Below are 16,725 nucleotides of genomic sequence, written 5' to 3'. Positions count from 1 at the left end.
CCCACCTTATCTTTTACCCGCAAATTCTATATGACCCTGAACTTCATGACTTCGTCTGATTCAGACCGAATCAGATGTATCGCACAGCCCATTCACGGGTCATATGATCGGACAACCCTTACAACGTTGAGAGGGTTCTTTGGATCAGGCACAGGCGTTCCAATTAGGGCCTGCTCAATCGGACCTTTTACACCCTTATCATCCATTGGCGCCGCATTCCAGTTGGTTGGCGGTGTGCACTGGTAACGCTTGATCTTGCCGTTTTCAATTTCCATAAAGTGACCCAGTACACCTCTAGCCGCCTCAACTAAACCCATGCCTTCGCCTGACTGGGGAACAGGCTTTTCATCGCATACCGGTTGGCCCGGTTTCAATTGTTCAAGCCAGCTCATCATGCCCTCTGCTACCATCTTGCACTCGTAGGCACGTGCCGCGTGGCGGGCCACTGCCGACGGCCAGGCCCCTATTTTGGATACCAAATCCATAAATCCCTTATCCTGAGTTACCAACATCCTGGCCAAAGGTCCTACTTCCATTGGTTTTCCATCATATCTCATGGCCTTAACCCACGAGTAGGCACCTTCTTTGTTTGGGCTTGGATTTGTCTGAACCTCACTTGGATGCTTACCGGTGTTGCTATCGTCATACCAGGAATACTTTACCTGCTCTTCGATTTTAGATGGGTCAAGCGGGTTTACCTTACTGATGTTGCCACCAAATATCGCCCCTGATTTAAGGAACCGGTTTTTGTAATCTCCCGACTTTCCAAGGTCAAACATGCCAAACGCAAGGAAGTTACCAGGACCGAAACCTATCTTTGCGTCGTGTATCGGCTTTAGCGGTCCTGTACCCAGAGTCAGGACATCCTGGAGGTAAACATTGTTAATAAAGTCGATCAACTCTAACAATCGGCTGCGAAATGCCGCGATGCTATCTGCAGTTGGCTGAACGGTTACCCCGCCCGCAACAAAAGACACGTGATGCGGCATTTTGCCCCCGAAGATAGCCAGCATCTCTTGCGCTTTTCTACGCATATCCAGGGCCTGTAAGTAATGGTGTACGGCCGATGTCACTATCTCCGGATCGTTCACGCTAAATTCGTCAGGCTCGTATCGTGGTGTTAGCGGTGAGGTATCGCCTGCTTTTACAAGTGCAACAATTTTGTCTTTGAGCTGCAGCAAAGCTGGATCATTTCCGGTGTAGCTGGCTACGGCCATTATGTCCAGATAATCGAGCGCAGACAGGTGATAGAAATGGAGAATGTGGGACGCGATAAAGTTTGCACCACACACCAGGTTGCGGATGATACGCCCGTTATCCGGCACCTCCGCTCCAAATGCGGCATCAAGATTCTGTGTTGATGCATGCGCATGCTCTGCCGGACAAACACCACAGATACGCTGGGTAATAACCGCGGCATCCCTCGGGTCTCTTCCCCTTAAGATAACCTCAAAGCCGCGCCACATTGTTCCTGATGCACGGGCATCGACTACCTTCCCGCCGTCGATATCTACTTCGATGCTTAAATGCCCCTCTATTCTATTAATAGGGTCAATAACGACTTTCTGCGCCATTTACTACACCTCCTTTTTGCCTTCTGAGCTTTGCCTGTTCTTCTCGCGGGCCAGATACATGGCTCCGGCAGCTACAGCTGCTCCGGCTACCGCTCCGCCAAGGCTGGCTCCAAAAGTACCGACGGCTCCCTCTTTGCCTGCTTCAATCTGTTTAGTCACCTCTGGAATAGGTTCAAAGAGTAACATTCTGGGGAAATCGGGTTCTGTACATCCAGCACAGGGAGCACTGGCCCCAATACAAAAATTCACGCCGCTGTTCCACAGACGTTGCGGACAGTCGGCGTGAGCGATTGGGCCACGACACCCCTTGGCTCCCATACAGCCCTCAATATTAGTAAGCGCAACTCCGAAGTTCTTGACGAAGCTGCCCTGCTCGTACGCTCCGCGGCGCGGGCAATTTTCATGGATGACTTTCCCATAAAACATCTCCGGTCGGCCATGCTCATCTAAAGCAGGAACTTTACCGAACATTAGGATATTAACTAGAGAACCTACTACCCAGTCTGGATGCGGTGGGCAACCAGGAATGTTAAGTACCGTACCCCCGATAACATCTTTTAGTCCCTTACAACCAGTGGGATTCGGCTGGGCTGCAGGTATCCCACCAAAAGATGCACAAGTCCCCACGGCCACATTGTATGCCGCACCCTTGGCAACCATCTTCACTGTTTCCAGGAAAGTCTTTCCTCCGCTCTTGCAGTAGATGCCGTTTTCTTTCGTGGGAATAGCCCCCTCTACTACCATGATATACTTGCCTTTGAATTGGTTAACAGCATCTTCCAAGGCTTTCTCAGCTACCTCCCCGCTTGCAGCCATAAGTGTTTCGTTGTATTTAACCGAGATTGTGTCGAGAACAAGTTCAGAAACCGTGGGGTAGCGGCTATTAGCGAAGGATACTGTGCAACCGGTGCAACCTGAACCGTTTAGCCAAATCACCGGCTGCTTCTTTGATGTGATTGTTTCTAAAGCATCGGCAATTCGCGGTACATAAGCTTCCGACAGCCCTAATAACACAGCTATGGTCGAGCTATACTTTAGAAAATCCCTTCGGCTGAACTTTTTTCCAAAGATCTCACTTAGCTCAAGCATAAACCATCTACACCTCCCCTTATGCACCATGGTCTTGCTTTACAAAAGGACATGTCTGGAGAAAAACGAAGCTTTTCCTATACCCCCACCGCCTTTCTGACTCAGTTAACTAATCAATAAGTTATTTACCCAAAACATTGAGAAATAATTCTCAAAACCAAGATTACGCTATTACCTCTTTATTGCGCCATCACCTCTTTGGGCTAATAGGTGGGCAAGGAGTGGATTGTTATCAACATGGTCTTTAAACCTAACAGATTCTTGGCAGTATCTCGCCACGAGGTACAGGCACTATTCTTTTTGTCCCCCACTCAGTTTCCATTATTACCTGTGGATTTCCGGCAGTAACTTCACCTATGATGGCGGCATCGCTTCCAGCGGGATGGTTTCTTAAAATATCTATGACTTGGCCGGCTATCTCAGGTGCAACAGCGAAGACCATCTTGCCTTCGTTAGCAAGATATATGGGCTCAATGCCAAGAAGCGAACATCCGCCTTTTACCTCATCTTTTACCGGTATTAAATTCTCAAAAACAAGGATGCCCCGGTTGCTTTGCTGAGCCCACTCGTTAAGGACCGTCCCTAGCCCCCCGCGTGTAGCATCGCGCACCGCACGCACATCTCGTGCAAAGTGAGTCAGCAACGAAACAAGCCCGTGCAGTGGCTGGCAGTCACTCATAACAGAGCTTTGGATATCAATACCCTCACGAATAGTGGTAATGCAATAGCCATGATCACCTACGGTGCCGCTTATAATTATCTTATCACCTTGCTGGATATAGCGCGGGTGATAGTCAACTCCCTCGGGGATTATTCCAATACCGGATGTGGTAATGAATAGCTTGTCCGCGCTCCCGCTATCGACGACTTTTGTATCTCCAGCAACTACGGGTATGCCGGTCTGGCGAGCTATCTCACCCATACTCATTACAATAAGCTTAAGCTCTGCAATATCCATCCCTTCTTCGATTATAAACGAGGCGGATAGAGCAACCGGTTTGGCTCCAGCAGCAGCAAGGTCATTTACCGTTCCACAAAAGGCAAGTTTTCCGATGTCACCTCCCGGAAAGAAGAGCGGACTAATAACAAATGAATCGGTGGTAAATGCGGCCCTGCCGCCGAGCTCTAAAATGGCCGAGTCATTTGCACTCTTTAGATCACCGCCTAGATAAGTATAAAAGACTTCTTCGATAAGCCGCGCAGTCATCTCACCGCCACTGCCATGAGCTAAACGTACCTTTTCAGACAACTTCTTCGCCCCCATGGTAGAGATAATAAGCTGCACATGTTCCTTCGCTTGACACCATACATGGACCTACTGGATTATCAGGAGTACAGCGCCTGCCAAACAGAGCGCATTGCTTTGGTTTGATGACGCCTTTTAAGATCTCGCCGCAGCGGCACCCTGAGTGAAATTTTACGCTTCTTCGTTCAACTGCAAATTTCCGGGCTGCATCAAACTGCTCAAACTCTTCTCTAAGTGCAAGACCGCTACCAGGAATCACCCCAAGGCCGCGCCATTCGGCACTCGACTTTTTGAAGACCTCATCAAGCAACCGCTGTGCAACTATATTGCCTTCCGAGCGCACGACTTTGCGGTAAAGATTCGTTATTACCGGCTTGCCCGCGTTTATATCTTTTACAAGCTTTAATACCGCAACCATTATCTCGGGCGGCTCAAACCCAGCGATAGCCCCCACCGCTCCGAATTCCTCAGCGAGAAACTGGTATGGAGCCTCTCCGATAATAACGCTTACATGACCGGGAAGTATAAATCCATCGATGCTTGTCGCTTTATCTTGGACCAGAACCCTTAAAGCTTCAGGTACTGTCTTATGAAGGTTGTAGATGCTAAAGTTTGCTAAGCCTTCCTGCTTCGCCACTTTAACGGCATGTGCGGTAGCAGGTGCAGTTGTCTCAAAACCAACCCCAAGAAATACTATCTCACGGGATGGCTCGGCCCTTGCAAATGACAGCGCCTCCAGTGCCGAGTAGACTAATCTTATATCCGCGCCCCTTGCCTTGAGCTCGGCCAGACTCCCTTTAGTGCCGGGTACACGCATCATATCGCCATATGTTGCAATGGTTACCCTATTATCCTCTGCTAGTTGCATAAAGGCATCGATATCGGCATCGGCGGTCACGCAAACCGGACATCCAGGCCCGGAGATAAGCTCGACCTGCTGCGGTAGCACACCTCTAATGCCAGCTTTGCCTATCGCCATCGTGTGCGTGCCACATACCTCCATCAGCTTAACTGGGCGGGCTGCGACCTCATGCAATTTCTCTGTTAGTAGCTGGAAATATCTTTTCTTATCAAGCTTCGTAATCACGGAGTACTTCCTCCCACGTCTCAAGTGAAGCACTTGCCTCTTCCTCTGAAACTACACTAATCGCCTGCCCAGCATGAACTAGTACCCAATTTCCAACGCTTGCATTTGGAACAAGGATAATACCCACCTTCTTTATGTTTCCTAAGACATCAACATCGGCGGTAAAACCACCCTCGTCTATCGAGACGATCTTTGATGGAACGGCAAGACACATGCGCTGTAATCCTCCTGGTTTAATTAGAAAGTTATGCACTTGCGCTATGTTAATACCCAACCTGGCAAGAAATTAAAAGCCGTAGTGCTGCCCTTTAGGCACCAAACAAAAAGTAGTACAGCCCTTTACAACCTTACGACTGCTAAACAGGGCTAAAGCCCTGTACTGTTGTCGCCAGCAGCTAACAAAAGCTGTCCCAGCGCTATTCCGCCATCGTTCGTTGGTACCTGACGGTGAAAGTAGGGCTCTATGCTATACCTGGGAAGAGCTTTGGCTAATCTGCTTGCAATAAAGCGATTTTGAAAAGTACCTCCCGAAAAAACTACTTTGTCTGTCCTGTAACGGGCGGCAAGTCTTTTTATCATATCGCAGATTGCTGTTGCGATTGTTTGGTGAAAACGCGCTGCAAGCATGTCAGCGTTGGTACCTCTTAGTTTGTCCTCAGCCATGTCTCTTACAAAGCTCCAAGATAAGTAAAGCATCTTGTCTTCTATTATCTCGTAACCGTATGGTTTGGCTTCAGAAGCTCTATGTGCCATAGCTTCCATGCGCATGGCAGCTTCTCCCTCGTAAGTCACTCTGCCTGTAAAACCGCATAGTGCGGCAGCAGCATCAAAGAGCCTGCCGCAGCTTGATGAGGCTATACCTAAAGAATCGCTTTTTATCTGAGCTTCGACAAAGGGCAAAAGCCCACCGCTGTCTGGCAATACTTCAAGAACCTTGTCTTTATCTTCCCACATATCAAAAAGCAAAACTGCGGCCATCTGAAGAGGGTTCTTGATAACACCGTCACCCCGAGGCTGGATGAAAGGCATAAGTGAGCCAACCCTCTCAATACCGTAATAATCGCCGTAGAAAAACTCAAAGCCCCAAACGGTGCCGTCTTCTCCATAGCCCGTGCCGTCGCAGACAATACCTAAGACCTTTTCGTTTAAATTGTTATCAGCCATGGCTGATGCAAAATGCGCCTTGTGATGCTGCACCTTTATAAGCGGCATATTAAGGTCTTGGGCATATGCTTGGGCAAACTTGGCACTCACATAGTCGGGATGCAGGTCGCAGACAACTTTCTCGGGCCTGATTTTTAAAAACTCGCTAAAAAACTGGGCACCTTTTTTATACGCGTCAAGATTCTTAAGATTATCTAGGTCCCCAAAGTACTGGCTTAAAATTGCCTTGTCTTTTTGGGCGTAGGCAAACACGCTTTTCAGGTCGCCACCTGCCGCAAAAACTGCAGACACGGTAAGGGGAAGCCGTATACCCTGGGGCACATACCCCCGCGAGCGCCGTATTAAGTAGGGATTTTTATCAAATAGCATGACAACCGAATCGTCGGCCCTGTTTACTATCTCACGCTTGTGTATGACAAATGCATCCGCCAGGTCGCTTAAGTGCGCGTAGGCATCTTCTTCGGTTATGATGAGTGGGTCACCGCTGATATTGGCGCTTGTCATTACCAGTATAGAAAGCTCTTCATCAAAAAGCCCGTAGTGAAGAGCGGTGTACGGAAGCATTACGCCAAGCGTATCAAGACCCGGGGCTATATCCTCGCAGAGTTCGCTTGAGAGTCTTCTCTCAAGAAGCACAATTGGCCGCGCCGGAGACGTTAAAACCTCTTCTTCGCGAGCTGATAGCCTGCAATACCTACGAACAGTCTCCAAATCTCGGCACATCAGTGCAAAAGGCTTTGCATGACGCCTCTTCCTCTCGCGAAGTAGACGCACCGCGCGAGAATTGTGCGCGTTGCAGGCAAGGTGATACCCACCAATTCCCTTGATAGCTAAGATGTATCCCATCTTTAAAAGAGCGCGGATATCTTCATTAATAGGTGCTCCATCTGCAGATGTTAGCATCAGTTGCGGACCGCAGGCCGGACAGGCATTTGGCTCCGCATGGAACCGACGGTCGGTGGGATCTCTGTACTCGGCAGCGCAGTCCTTACACATCTTAAAAGCCTGCATAGACGTATTTTTACGGTCGTATGGTGCGGCGCGGGTTATAGAAAAACGCGGTCCGCAATTGACGCAATTAATGAATGGATAGCCGTACCGGCGGTCTTTTGCATTCCAAAACTCGCGCAGGCAATCCGGACAGGTTCCGACATCGGGAGGGATGGATACATCGGTGTCGGAGACGCTTTGACTCTCGTGGATAAAAAATGTGCTAAATCCCTCCAGCTCTACATCTTTTACCGATAGTCTCTCGATGCGAGACAGTGGTGGCGGAAACTCACGGAGATCATCAATAAATTGCGCTACCTTTCTAGCTTCGCCTTCGAGCCTTATGGTAACACCTGCCGTAGTGTTTATCACCCAACCGTTTAACCCAAGGGAAACGGCAGATTTATAAACATGAGGACGAAAGCCGACACCTTGTACAATGCCCGTAACGCGAATCTCTACTGCCCTTTCTTCATGGGCTAAGCGCACCATGAGTTACTCCATTGCTCTTACTTTAACAATTTTGCGTCTTTTGGTGGCCAGAAGACAAAAACAGCCTTAGCAATAACATTTTCTCTTGGGAGCTGACCCCAGTAGTGACCGTCAAAGCTATGGTTGCGGTTATCTCCCAACACAAAGAGCATATTATCTTCGACCCTTACCGGACCATACGAGTACTTCGGTTTACTGGCTCCGGGAACATTATACACTTTACCGTTCACATAAACCTTACCATCACGAATTTCAACGGTATCTCCAGGTAATCCGATTACTCTTTTAACCCAGGGAAACGTTGCTTTCGGATCGACACTCTTTGGAACATTAAAAACAACGATATCGCCACGTTCAGGATTTTTAAAGTAATATAGGGCTTTTACGGTAAAAAGTGAATCACCTGCATGAATTGTAGGCTCCATGGAACCTGTCGGTACATCTCTTCTTTCTGCTACAAACATTCGGATTCCCAATGCTAAAACATATGCAACAAGAAGCAAGACTAAAAACTCTGCTACAGAACTCCAAAAACTTTTCTTCAACTAGAGTACCTTCCTTACTAGGGGTCAGAAGCCAGGGTCCTGAACCCTATATTTGTTCTTCTGCCTTCAATATCGACTCTGCAACTTGCTTTAGTGATAGCTGCTTATCCATACTCCACTTCTGCAATTGCCTGAATGCACTCGCTTCATCAAGGTCGAGCTTTTTCATAAGCGTGCCTTTTGCGCGCTCAACCAATTTACGTGTTTCAAGCCTGTCTTCCAGGTTTCTAACTTGCTTTTCAAGCTCCTGCATCTCCAAAAACCGGCTGCGCGCAACTTCGATAGCGGGCAGCAAATCTGATTTGTTAAAAGGTTTAACTAGATAAGCCATTGCTCCAGCCTTAATCGCCTCATCAATAAGAGACTTCTGACTATATGCCGTAAGCATCACAACAGGACAAATCCCTGCGGCGGTTATCAATCGTGCAACCTCAATTCCGTTCATCCCCGGCATCTTGATATCCAAAATTGCCAGGTCGGGCTTCAATGTTTCGGCCAGCTCTAGCGCCGTCTCCCCATCCCAAGCCTCGCCAACTACTATATGCCCAAGTTCCTCGAGAATCTCTTTTAAATCGAGACGAATTATCGCTTCATCTTCAGCAATTAATACCCTGAGCCTCGACATATATACCCCTTCACTTGATTAAAGAATCTGACTTTGCTCATCCGGTACCGGTACCTTCACTATAACTTTTGTCCCACCGTTGCTTTGCATATCCCAGCTACCACCAAGTTCATCGGAAACAAGTGTATGCACTATTTGCAATCCTAGGTTGCTGTTTTTAGATATATTGAAACCCTTTGGTAGCCCGTTCCCATCATCGCTAACAGTCATGGTAAGCGATTTACCGCGCCGCATAAGGTCAATAACAATCTTTCCGGCCTTTCTTTTTTCATACCCATGCTCAACAGCGTTTTGAACTAACTCGGTTAAAACAAGGGCAAGGGCAGTAGCAACAGGAGCCGGTATTTGTCCACCCATCCCTTTGGTAATAATACTTATCTTTTTCTCAGGATGAACCAGACTGCTTTGAATCATGGCGTTAATGTTGTCAGCAATCTCTTTAAAATCTAAAGTGCCGCTCCTGCTTTGCGATAAAACCTCATGCACAACGGCTATGCTTGAGATGCGCCCGACACTTTCTAAAAGAGCTTGGCGAGCCTCCGGCGATGTCATCCTGCGCGATTGCAGCCTTAAAAGACTTGCAATCGTTTGAAGATTATTCTTAACACGATGGTGTATCTCTCTGATAGTAGCCTCTTTTATCTTGAGTTGCTGCTCTCGAGCACGCACATCGGTAATATCCCGCACAATTGCAACAACCCCTTTTACTCTGTCTTTTTCAATTAAAGGAATTGCTCGCTTGATTAATGTAACACCCTTTTCAACTACCTCGCGCCTGATTGCCTTGCGATCCTCTAGAGCGCTCGATATCGGTGTCTCATCAAGCCCAAGTTTATATATCGAGCTACCTACCAGCGAATCCTGAACGCCAAGCCGCCGATAAATCGTGACGGCATTTGGGCTCGCATAGGTAATATTGCCGTTAAAATCCACACGGAGTAGGCCGTCGCCTGCTTCTTTTGAAGGCGAGAAGTTGATTCCAACGTCAACTCCTTCTTCTATCATGTGGATTAGGTCATCTGCTGAGGCCATATACATTTTTTCCATTTCACTCGGTCGCCATTCGTCAGGTGAGCGGCGCTCGCTGGTCATAACAGCTATGACTTGTTCGCCAGACTTTATAGGGATTGCGTAAATCCGGATGGGAGTACCATTTGGATCTTTGCCATCTGCCTCAACTCGTTTGCCATCAGAAAAAGCTTCAAGCACTGCTTTCGGTGGTTTTTTAATGATCTGGCCAACTGCAATATCGGGCCTCAACGATATTGAAGTGTTGGGTTTAGCTGCAGCTACGACAGCCATCTGGCCGTTGCCTACCGGACAATATATGATAATATCCGAATAGCTTAAGTCAGCGATAAGCTGGATATTTCTGCCTACCGCTTCGATCTTTTCTATTTCCTGACCACCTAAATTAGCCACCTTGCGGTATGGATCTGCTGTTTGCAAACTATTTCCCCCACATAGAGCTGGGAACTTGCATCCAAGAACAGCCCTATCGTTGATTTGATTTTATCATGTCTTTCATGCAGATGCATTGATTTGACTCTCTCCTTCTTACTATATGGCCTGCAATACAGCTTACGCATGTCATTGCTCTGAGCTGAGTAAACCAGTATACTGGTTCATGACAACCTATAGTTCGGTAGGTGTACATACGAGTGTTTATGGCATCATCAAGCAGCTATAAGCGGTATTCTAAGCTCATTGACTTACTGCTTATCGTAGCACTAGTCGTTTCAATATATGCGATAGATAAAGTGGTAGTTGGCTGTGCATGGCCGGCCTTACACCAGGCAGGCAGCAGAAACGCTGCAGACCACAACCAGATAAAACTTGCCGCAAGAAACACAACTATACTGACTATAAACACAAAATCCGCCGAAAAAAGCAACGCCATTGCCGCAACCAGCAATGGCAAATCAAGCACAGCAGCAATCTCAAAGCCAGCTGCAAATCTTTCTGCCACGGCCCAGACAATCCCAAATACCGCCCGTGTTGGACAAGTACGCTCATTCAGCATATATAAATTCAACACAAGGAGCAAAATTAGAACACTAAAAGCAAGTTTAGTCGCTGTGGGAAAACATACCGATATATGGATAGACCAGGTAACTCCAATCCCAAACAAATCAGTAACTGCCCTCCTGGATCACTTTGACGAGCGTATTTATTCCAAGAACATCAGCTACTTTGCAAGTGAAACAGCTGCAAAACGGGCTTCACACATAAGTATACTTATCACCAATTTAGGAGAGATGGATGGCTACTTCGACCCAAACGATATTGCCAGCCAGAATCAAACAACAATGCTTTACCTCAACTCAAAGGTTGTCAAAAACGAGCCCTCTGAGGCATATAACACGCTTGCTCATGAGTTTGAGCATTTGCTTTATTATGTCGGCGGCGGTGCAGATATCGCCTGGCTTGATGAGGGCATGGCGGTCTACGCCGAGTACCTAAATGGCGGTTATCCAAAACTTTATGTAAACGATTTTAAAAACAACCCTAACGTTAAGCTGGCAAACAGCTTCTCCTATTCAAACAATAACTACGGTGCAGCATTTCTATTCATCGCCTATGCCGCAGACCAGGTTGAGAAATCTCGCCATTCTGTGCCGTTATTCCTGCAGTCGACCATCCGCAACTCAAACAACGGGCTACCCGGCATAAACGCAACTTTGCATAAATATATCTCCAACCCAAACTACAACTCCTACAGTGAAATCTACCAACCCTGGCTGCTCATTGACTTCGCAAGCAAGCTTAAATTGAAAAGCGCATAGGCAGAAATGGTAGGATTGACTAATTCAACGACTTTTCCTGCCCTCAGCACCTCCCCACCTGCTAATTTACATCTGTATGTTTTACATCTATATGTTTTCCTGCTTCCTCCGAATCTCCTCAGAAAACCCAGAGGCAAGAATACCCGCTGGCAATGCAAACATGCCGATTCCAAGGATTGCCACTATGGCTCCAAAGATTTTTCCTAAAGGGGTAATAGGATACACATCACCGTAGCCGATAGTCGTAAGAGTAACTACTCCCCACCACATAGAGGCAGGGATATTTGGAAAAGCCTTAGGCTGAGCATCATGTTCAGCGTAGTAAATCAAGCTTGAGGAAAATACTAGCAAAACAGCAATTACAAATAAGATTATTGCAAGCTCTGCACTTTTAGCCCTCATTACCCTTCCAAGAGTCATCAACGATTCAGAATACCTACCTAATTTAAACACACGAAAGATTCTAAAAAGGCGCAGCACCCTCACGAACCTTAAATCAATCAGTACCGCAGGAATATAGAACGGCAGAATAGCAACTAAATCTACAATAGCCAGCGGTGTGATAGCATATCTTAGCCTTCCTAAGATAGGTCTTCTGTATTTTTCACTAGCGGTGATGGTCCATAGCCTTAGGATATATTCAATCGTAAAAATTGCCACCGAAAATGCATCAAATAATACAAAGAAGCTTCTATATCGAGATGAGATGCTCTCAACCGTCTCAAACATTACCGCAATTGTGCTTGCTATAATCAAAGTCATTATAAAAACGACAAAAACCCTGCTGGTTAAATCCCCTGGAGGTGATACTTCTATAATCTCATATACACGCTCTTTTAACATATGCGCTTCTATCCCTCCTTAACCATCATAGAAATTTGATCCTTAACAATCGTTATTTATGTGATTAAATCTGCAAACCCCCAATACAGATTTACCCTGGTTGATAGCGGCCGTTTTTTTGTGTACCCAAATAGGTTACAGCAGTTATAAGCATTTCTGTTGTAGATACTTTCAAGTGGTTGCTGCAGTTTATCGCTAAGAGTCGTTTTTCCGTTATTTCCTTTACTCCACTACAGTAAAGCTCGTGCTTCGGCTAACACTTTTGCCACCCATCGATGCGGTTACAGTAATTGGCCAAGTTCCAAGTGTTGTCCTTGTCCCAACTATCCACGTCCATGAAACATAACCATTTGCATCGGCTACTTTGGTTCCAAGCCCCTGAGCACGGCTGGGTCCACTCTTATACATGACCACAATACTGCAAGTTGCACCCGGCGTCGTCTTTGCTACCAATGTTACAGCATTACCACGTGAAACCGGCGATGTAACAGAAACTATATCAAGTGTTAGTTGTGCAGCTGGAGCCTGAGTAGTAGTTGATGCGGGTTGAGTTGTCGTAGTGGTTGGCGCCTGGGTCGTGGTCGTAGGCAGTGTCGTTGTGGTTGTTGCTTGCGTAGTTGTAGTTCTCGCCTGTGTAGTTGTTGTTCGCCTTATACGCTCTCTTTGTGTTGCCGTCGTTGTAGTTGTCGTTGTTGGCGCACACCCTGAGAAAATAGTTGCCAGAATAATAAGTGTAGTAAGCATTTCACCACCGTGAGTTGGACTGCGTAGCACCCCAAAGCAGCGCTCTTGTTATCGATTAGAAACTTAGTGGTATAATCACAGACTCAACTCATCAGCTAGACAAAAATATTCTTTAAATTTAAAATAGATAAGGTCACCTGCCGAAGTGGCGGAATTGGCAGACGCGCTGGTCTCAAAAACCAGTGAGGGCAACCTCATGCCGGTTCGATCCCGGCCTTCGGCACAAAAAAAGACCCGTAGGATCGGGTCTTTTTTATTACCTATCGCCCGCATAACAACTCACCTTTAATAGGCATAGGTAAGCAGGCTAAAGTCCTGCGCTACTTTTCTGTTGGCTAAAACTTTGCGCTGCGATTCACTGCAATTAAATCTATCAATCGGCGATCTTAAATCGTAAATCGAAATTTCCTAGATAACCCAATCGCTAATAAAGCCCTTGGATTTTGCTTCACTTTCCTCTGAAGAAGCTTTGAACTTGCCATCCAAGCTTACAGCAATTATTGCAACGTCGTCGTTTAGCTTCCCGCCTGAGTATTCTTGGGCAGCTTCAAGCAGCATACCAGGAATCTCTCGTACATTAGGCCGGGCAACACTTAGTGACGTGTTGATTATTCCTTCCTCGCCAAAGAAATTGTCGGCACCTTTTCTTGCCTCAAGTAACCCATCGGTATAAAGAAGTATGACTTCATCGGGTGACAACAAATCGGTAAAGTCGTCATAATCGGCGCCGATCAATACGCCGAGAGGGGTTGAACCAATACTGAGCTGCCGTACTGCCAGTGTCTCATAATTTATAATGATTGGCGACGGATGCCCTGCGATCGCATAACGCAATTTCCCTGTCCTTGGGTCGATAACAATGTAAGCTATAGTAATAAAATGACCCGGCGCAAGCTGAGAGCTTATAACCCTGTTGGCACGCGCCAGGACCTCCGCAGGAGAATCGCACTCATATGCAAAAGCTTTTATAGTCATCTTGGCTAGGGCAGTGGCTGTTGCAGCCTCCAAGCCTTTACCCGACACATCACCTAGCACGATGCCGATTTTGCCATCCATAAACTCTATGAAATCATAGAAATCTCCGCCGACTTTGGATTTATTGGTCGCTGCGCGGTAAAGCAGGCCAATATTGATACCCATGAGGTTATCCGGCACAGCTAGAAGAGCATTTTGCAGAGTTTCTGCAACATCTCGCTCTCTGCTGTATAGGTTTGCGTTTTCAATTGCAACGGATGCCTGGCTAGCGACAGCCTCAAGCAGCGATATGTCGGCCTCGGTAAATATCTTACTTCCCATCATCGCAACTTGAATTGTTCCGAGAATGCGATTCCCGATTAAAAGAGGCGATACAGCAACCGCATTTATTCCCAGTGCAATCGCATCTGCAGATGCCCTGGGGTCATGCCTGTAGTCGTTGGTAAACACCGACTTCTTAAATCTAACCGCAGATTCAGCCAAACCTAGATCTTCCGGTAACTTCGCGCTTGCAACAGGCTGGTTTGCAATAATCTTATACCTGCACTTAACCTTCCCGCCCTCTTCATCATCACAGAGCCCGATTGACCCTAAGTCCGCACCAACCAGCTCTACCACATTCTTAACGGTCTTTTCAAGAAGCTCGGTAAGGTCCAAGCCGGATGATATATCCAGAGCGATTTTATTTAAGATTCTCAAATCCTCATTTGAGGCCTTGAGTTTAAGTTCGGATTGGCGCGTCTCCTCATACAGGCGTGCATTCTCTATCGCTACAGCCGCCTGATTTGCCAAAGCCATAAGTAGACCCATTTCTTTTTCGGTAATTTTGTCCTGGCTAAGCAACGGAGTATAAAGCCCTATCGCACCCAAAGCTCCGCTACCCGATATAAGAGGAAGTGTTATCGCCGTATTTATGCCGATATCAACTGCATCATCTTTTGGAATAAAATCGGTCGCAGCCTGATCTCTTACTATAGACGGTTTGCCCGTCATGAGCACCTTACCGATCTCTCCCTGCCCAGCCATTAACCTTGTACCTGCAAAATTGACGTTCTTCTCGCTCCAGAAGTGATCAATAACTATACTCTTTGTGCTTTCCTCATAGAGCGCGACCCAGACTGCCTCCGCTTTAAAATAGGTTTTAAGTGCGTTGACAATTGCATTTTCAACAAATGGGATGTTAAGTGCTAAGTTTATCCGCTCGCCAACCTTAACCAAACCGCTTAGTTCTTCCACGTATTCTTTTAAGTTAACCCGCATCGCGTCAAAGCTCTCTGCAAGGTCTTCAATCTCGTCGCCGGTTATAATTGGCCCAATTTCCTCATCAAAATTGCCCCTGGCGATCGCATGTGCTTTACTTGCAAGCTTAACCATTGGCTTTACCATTCTTCCGCTAATCCAAAAACCAAGGGTCACTGCCAACAGAGCAACTAAACTTGTTGCTACGGCACTTCTTAGAACATCATCCCTAATCGGTGCCAGGATTTCCTCAACCGGCACGAAGGAACCCGCACTCCAGCCTATGCTTCGTATCGGAACCTGCGCACCCATCCGGTATGAATCATCTACCGGAAATATCAATCCGTCTGAGGTATATTCCTTGCCCGATTGTGCCACTTTAACAAAGTTATAGTTGCTCCAGTCACGCTCAGACATAGGTTTGTTGGGATACTGGTTCTGATAAACAAGCATTCCGTTGCTGTCTGTAATGTTATACCCACCGCCGGGAACTTCAACGGTAATTATTTCATTCAGTCTCGTAGAATCGATTGAGGCAACCATAACAGCGGCTAGCTTCCCGTTATGCCATATTCCAGTAACAACGTCGAAACCAATCCCCCCGTTTTCATGGAGATGAATCGGGGTTACAGCCCATTCTCTGCCACTGCTTAATGAGTTGATATCAAACCTGTTATGCGTCTCTTTATGTCCTATAAGAGCGGGGTCGGATGATGCATAGATTTGGCCATCAAGCCCTACATAGTCCATGCTAAATACCGGGTATCTACTTGCTATTCTTGCTAGATACCCGCTTGCATCGGTGCTCGTATAATTATTTTCCGTAATCGCAATACCCACGGCCTTTTCGGTAGTCGAAACCTCTTTTATAAAGTGATCAAAGTTGCTTGCGATATTGCGGGCAAAAGCAACTCTTGCAGTCATGATGGCCTGGCGCTTATCATTGTAATAACTATAGTTCGCAAAGACGATCGCGAAGATTAAAGGTATGGTTATCACAAGATAACTTAAGAGAAGCTTTTTCCTGATACCTTTCCGAGACCTAAATACGCCCAATATGCTCATATATTGATTATCATTGTCGCCGGTATTTAAGTCAAAAGCAGCCGGGAGCATGCTCATTGGCCTTTCTTAGGCCATTTCAAGGCCTGTTTTGCCTAGTAACTGCGTTGGTCGGCCAGAATAATATATTTAAAAGTATAGAAGCCTCTCCAAACTATGGGGAGGCTTTTTTGTCAGGCAAGGCGATTGCCACGCTGCAGAAGCCCTTCCTAGGGTTTCTAATTTTTTTCGTCTTGCCTTTTAGCTTCACAATCGTGTATTTGT

General features: G+C 46.7%; 13 protein-coding genes and 1 tRNA gene. 2 read left to right on the top strand and 12 right to left on the bottom strand.

What is annotated here, in order from left to right; translation table 11 throughout:
• Positions 1-26: 26 nt before the first annotated feature.
• The 9 genes from K6T91_03230 to K6T91_03190 all read right to left on the bottom strand — a co-directional run bounded on the left by K6T91_03230 (position 27) and on the right by K6T91_03190 (position 10,261).
• Complete coding sequence (locus K6T91_03230; GenBank protein MCL6471806.1) at positions 27-1,574, bottom strand: nickel-dependent hydrogenase large subunit; 1,548 nt, start codon at positions 1,572-1,574, stop codon at positions 27-29.
• A gap of 3 nt (positions 1,575-1,577) precedes the next feature.
• Positions 1,578-2,663 (bottom strand): hydrogenase small subunit, encoded by a 1,086-nt coding sequence (locus K6T91_03225; protein ID MCL6471805.1) that lies wholly within the window; start codon positions 2,661-2,663, stop codon positions 1,578-1,580.
• A gap of 250 nt (positions 2,664-2,913) precedes the next feature.
• Positions 2,914-3,927, bottom strand: coding sequence for a hydrogenase expression/formation protein HypE (gene hypE, locus K6T91_03220; protein ID MCL6471804.1), 1,014 nt, complete (start codon positions 3,925-3,927; stop codon positions 2,914-2,916).
• Positions 3,905-4,996 (bottom strand): hydrogenase formation protein HypD, encoded by a 1,092-nt coding sequence (hypD, locus tag K6T91_03215; protein MCL6471803.1) that lies wholly within the window; start codon positions 4,994-4,996, stop codon positions 3,905-3,907. The genes hypE and hypD overlap by 23 nt, the downstream gene beginning before the upstream one ends.
• Complete coding sequence (locus K6T91_03210; GenBank protein MCL6471802.1) at positions 4,980-5,210, bottom strand: HypC/HybG/HupF family hydrogenase formation chaperone; 231 nt, start codon at positions 5,208-5,210, stop codon at positions 4,980-4,982. The genes hypD and K6T91_03210 overlap by 17 nt, the downstream gene beginning before the upstream one ends.
• Positions 5,211-5,362: 152 nt before the next feature.
• Positions 5,363-7,642 (bottom strand): carbamoyltransferase HypF, encoded by a 2,280-nt coding sequence (gene hypF, locus K6T91_03205; GenBank protein MCL6471801.1) that lies wholly within the window; start codon positions 7,640-7,642, stop codon positions 5,363-5,365.
• A 17-nt stretch (positions 7,643-7,659) separates the two neighbouring features.
• Entirely contained in the window at positions 7,660-8,187 is a 528-nt protein-coding gene (lepB, locus tag K6T91_03200) for a signal peptidase I (protein ID MCL6471800.1), read from the bottom strand.
• Positions 8,188-8,233: 46 nt separating this feature from the next.
• Entirely contained in the window at positions 8,234-8,812 is a 579-nt protein-coding gene (locus K6T91_03195) for a response regulator (GenBank protein ID MCL6471799.1), read from the bottom strand.
• An 18-nt stretch (positions 8,813-8,830) separates the two neighbouring features.
• Positions 8,831-10,261 carry a PAS domain-containing sensor histidine kinase gene (locus K6T91_03190; protein MCL6471798.1) on the bottom strand — a complete coding sequence of 477 codons (1,431 nt, stop codon included), beginning with the start codon at positions 10,259-10,261 and terminating at the stop codon, positions 8,831-8,833.
• A 218-nt stretch (positions 10,262-10,479) separates the two neighbouring features.
• Between K6T91_03190 and K6T91_03185 the strand changes: the two genes are divergently transcribed.
• Positions 10,480-11,598, top strand: a complete 1,119-nt coding sequence (locus K6T91_03185; protein MCL6471797.1) for a hypothetical protein — start codon at positions 10,480-10,482, stop codon at positions 11,596-11,598.
• An 87-nt stretch (positions 11,599-11,685) separates the two neighbouring features.
• Here K6T91_03185 and K6T91_03180 read toward each other — a convergent pair whose 3' ends face one another.
• Positions 11,686-12,441 (bottom strand): ion transporter, encoded by a 756-nt coding sequence (locus tag K6T91_03180; GenBank protein ID MCL6471796.1) that lies wholly within the window; start codon positions 12,439-12,441, stop codon positions 11,686-11,688.
• A gap of 222 nt (positions 12,442-12,663) precedes the next feature.
• Positions 12,664-13,185 (bottom strand): hypothetical protein, encoded by a 522-nt coding sequence (locus tag K6T91_03175; protein MCL6471795.1) that lies wholly within the window; start codon positions 13,183-13,185, stop codon positions 12,664-12,666.
• 139 nt (positions 13,186-13,324) lie between these two features.
• Between K6T91_03175 and K6T91_03170 the strand changes: the two genes are divergently transcribed.
• Positions 13,325-13,408 (top strand) — tRNA-Leu (locus K6T91_03170).
• Positions 13,409-13,593: 185 nt separating this feature from the next.
• On the opposite strand, the gene K6T91_03165 is transcribed toward K6T91_03170, so the two are convergent.
• Positions 13,594-16,521, bottom strand: a complete 2,928-nt coding sequence (locus tag K6T91_03165) for a SpoIIE family protein phosphatase (protein ID MCL6471794.1) — start codon at positions 16,519-16,521, stop codon at positions 13,594-13,596.
• Positions 16,522-16,725 lie beyond the last annotated feature (204 nt).

Source organism: Bacillota bacterium (genome assembly GCA_023511485.1).
Taxonomy (GTDB): domain Bacteria; phylum Actinomycetota; class Aquicultoria; order Aquicultorales; family Aquicultoraceae; genus CADDYS01.
This window is presented reverse-complemented; position numbering and strand designations above follow the sequence as displayed.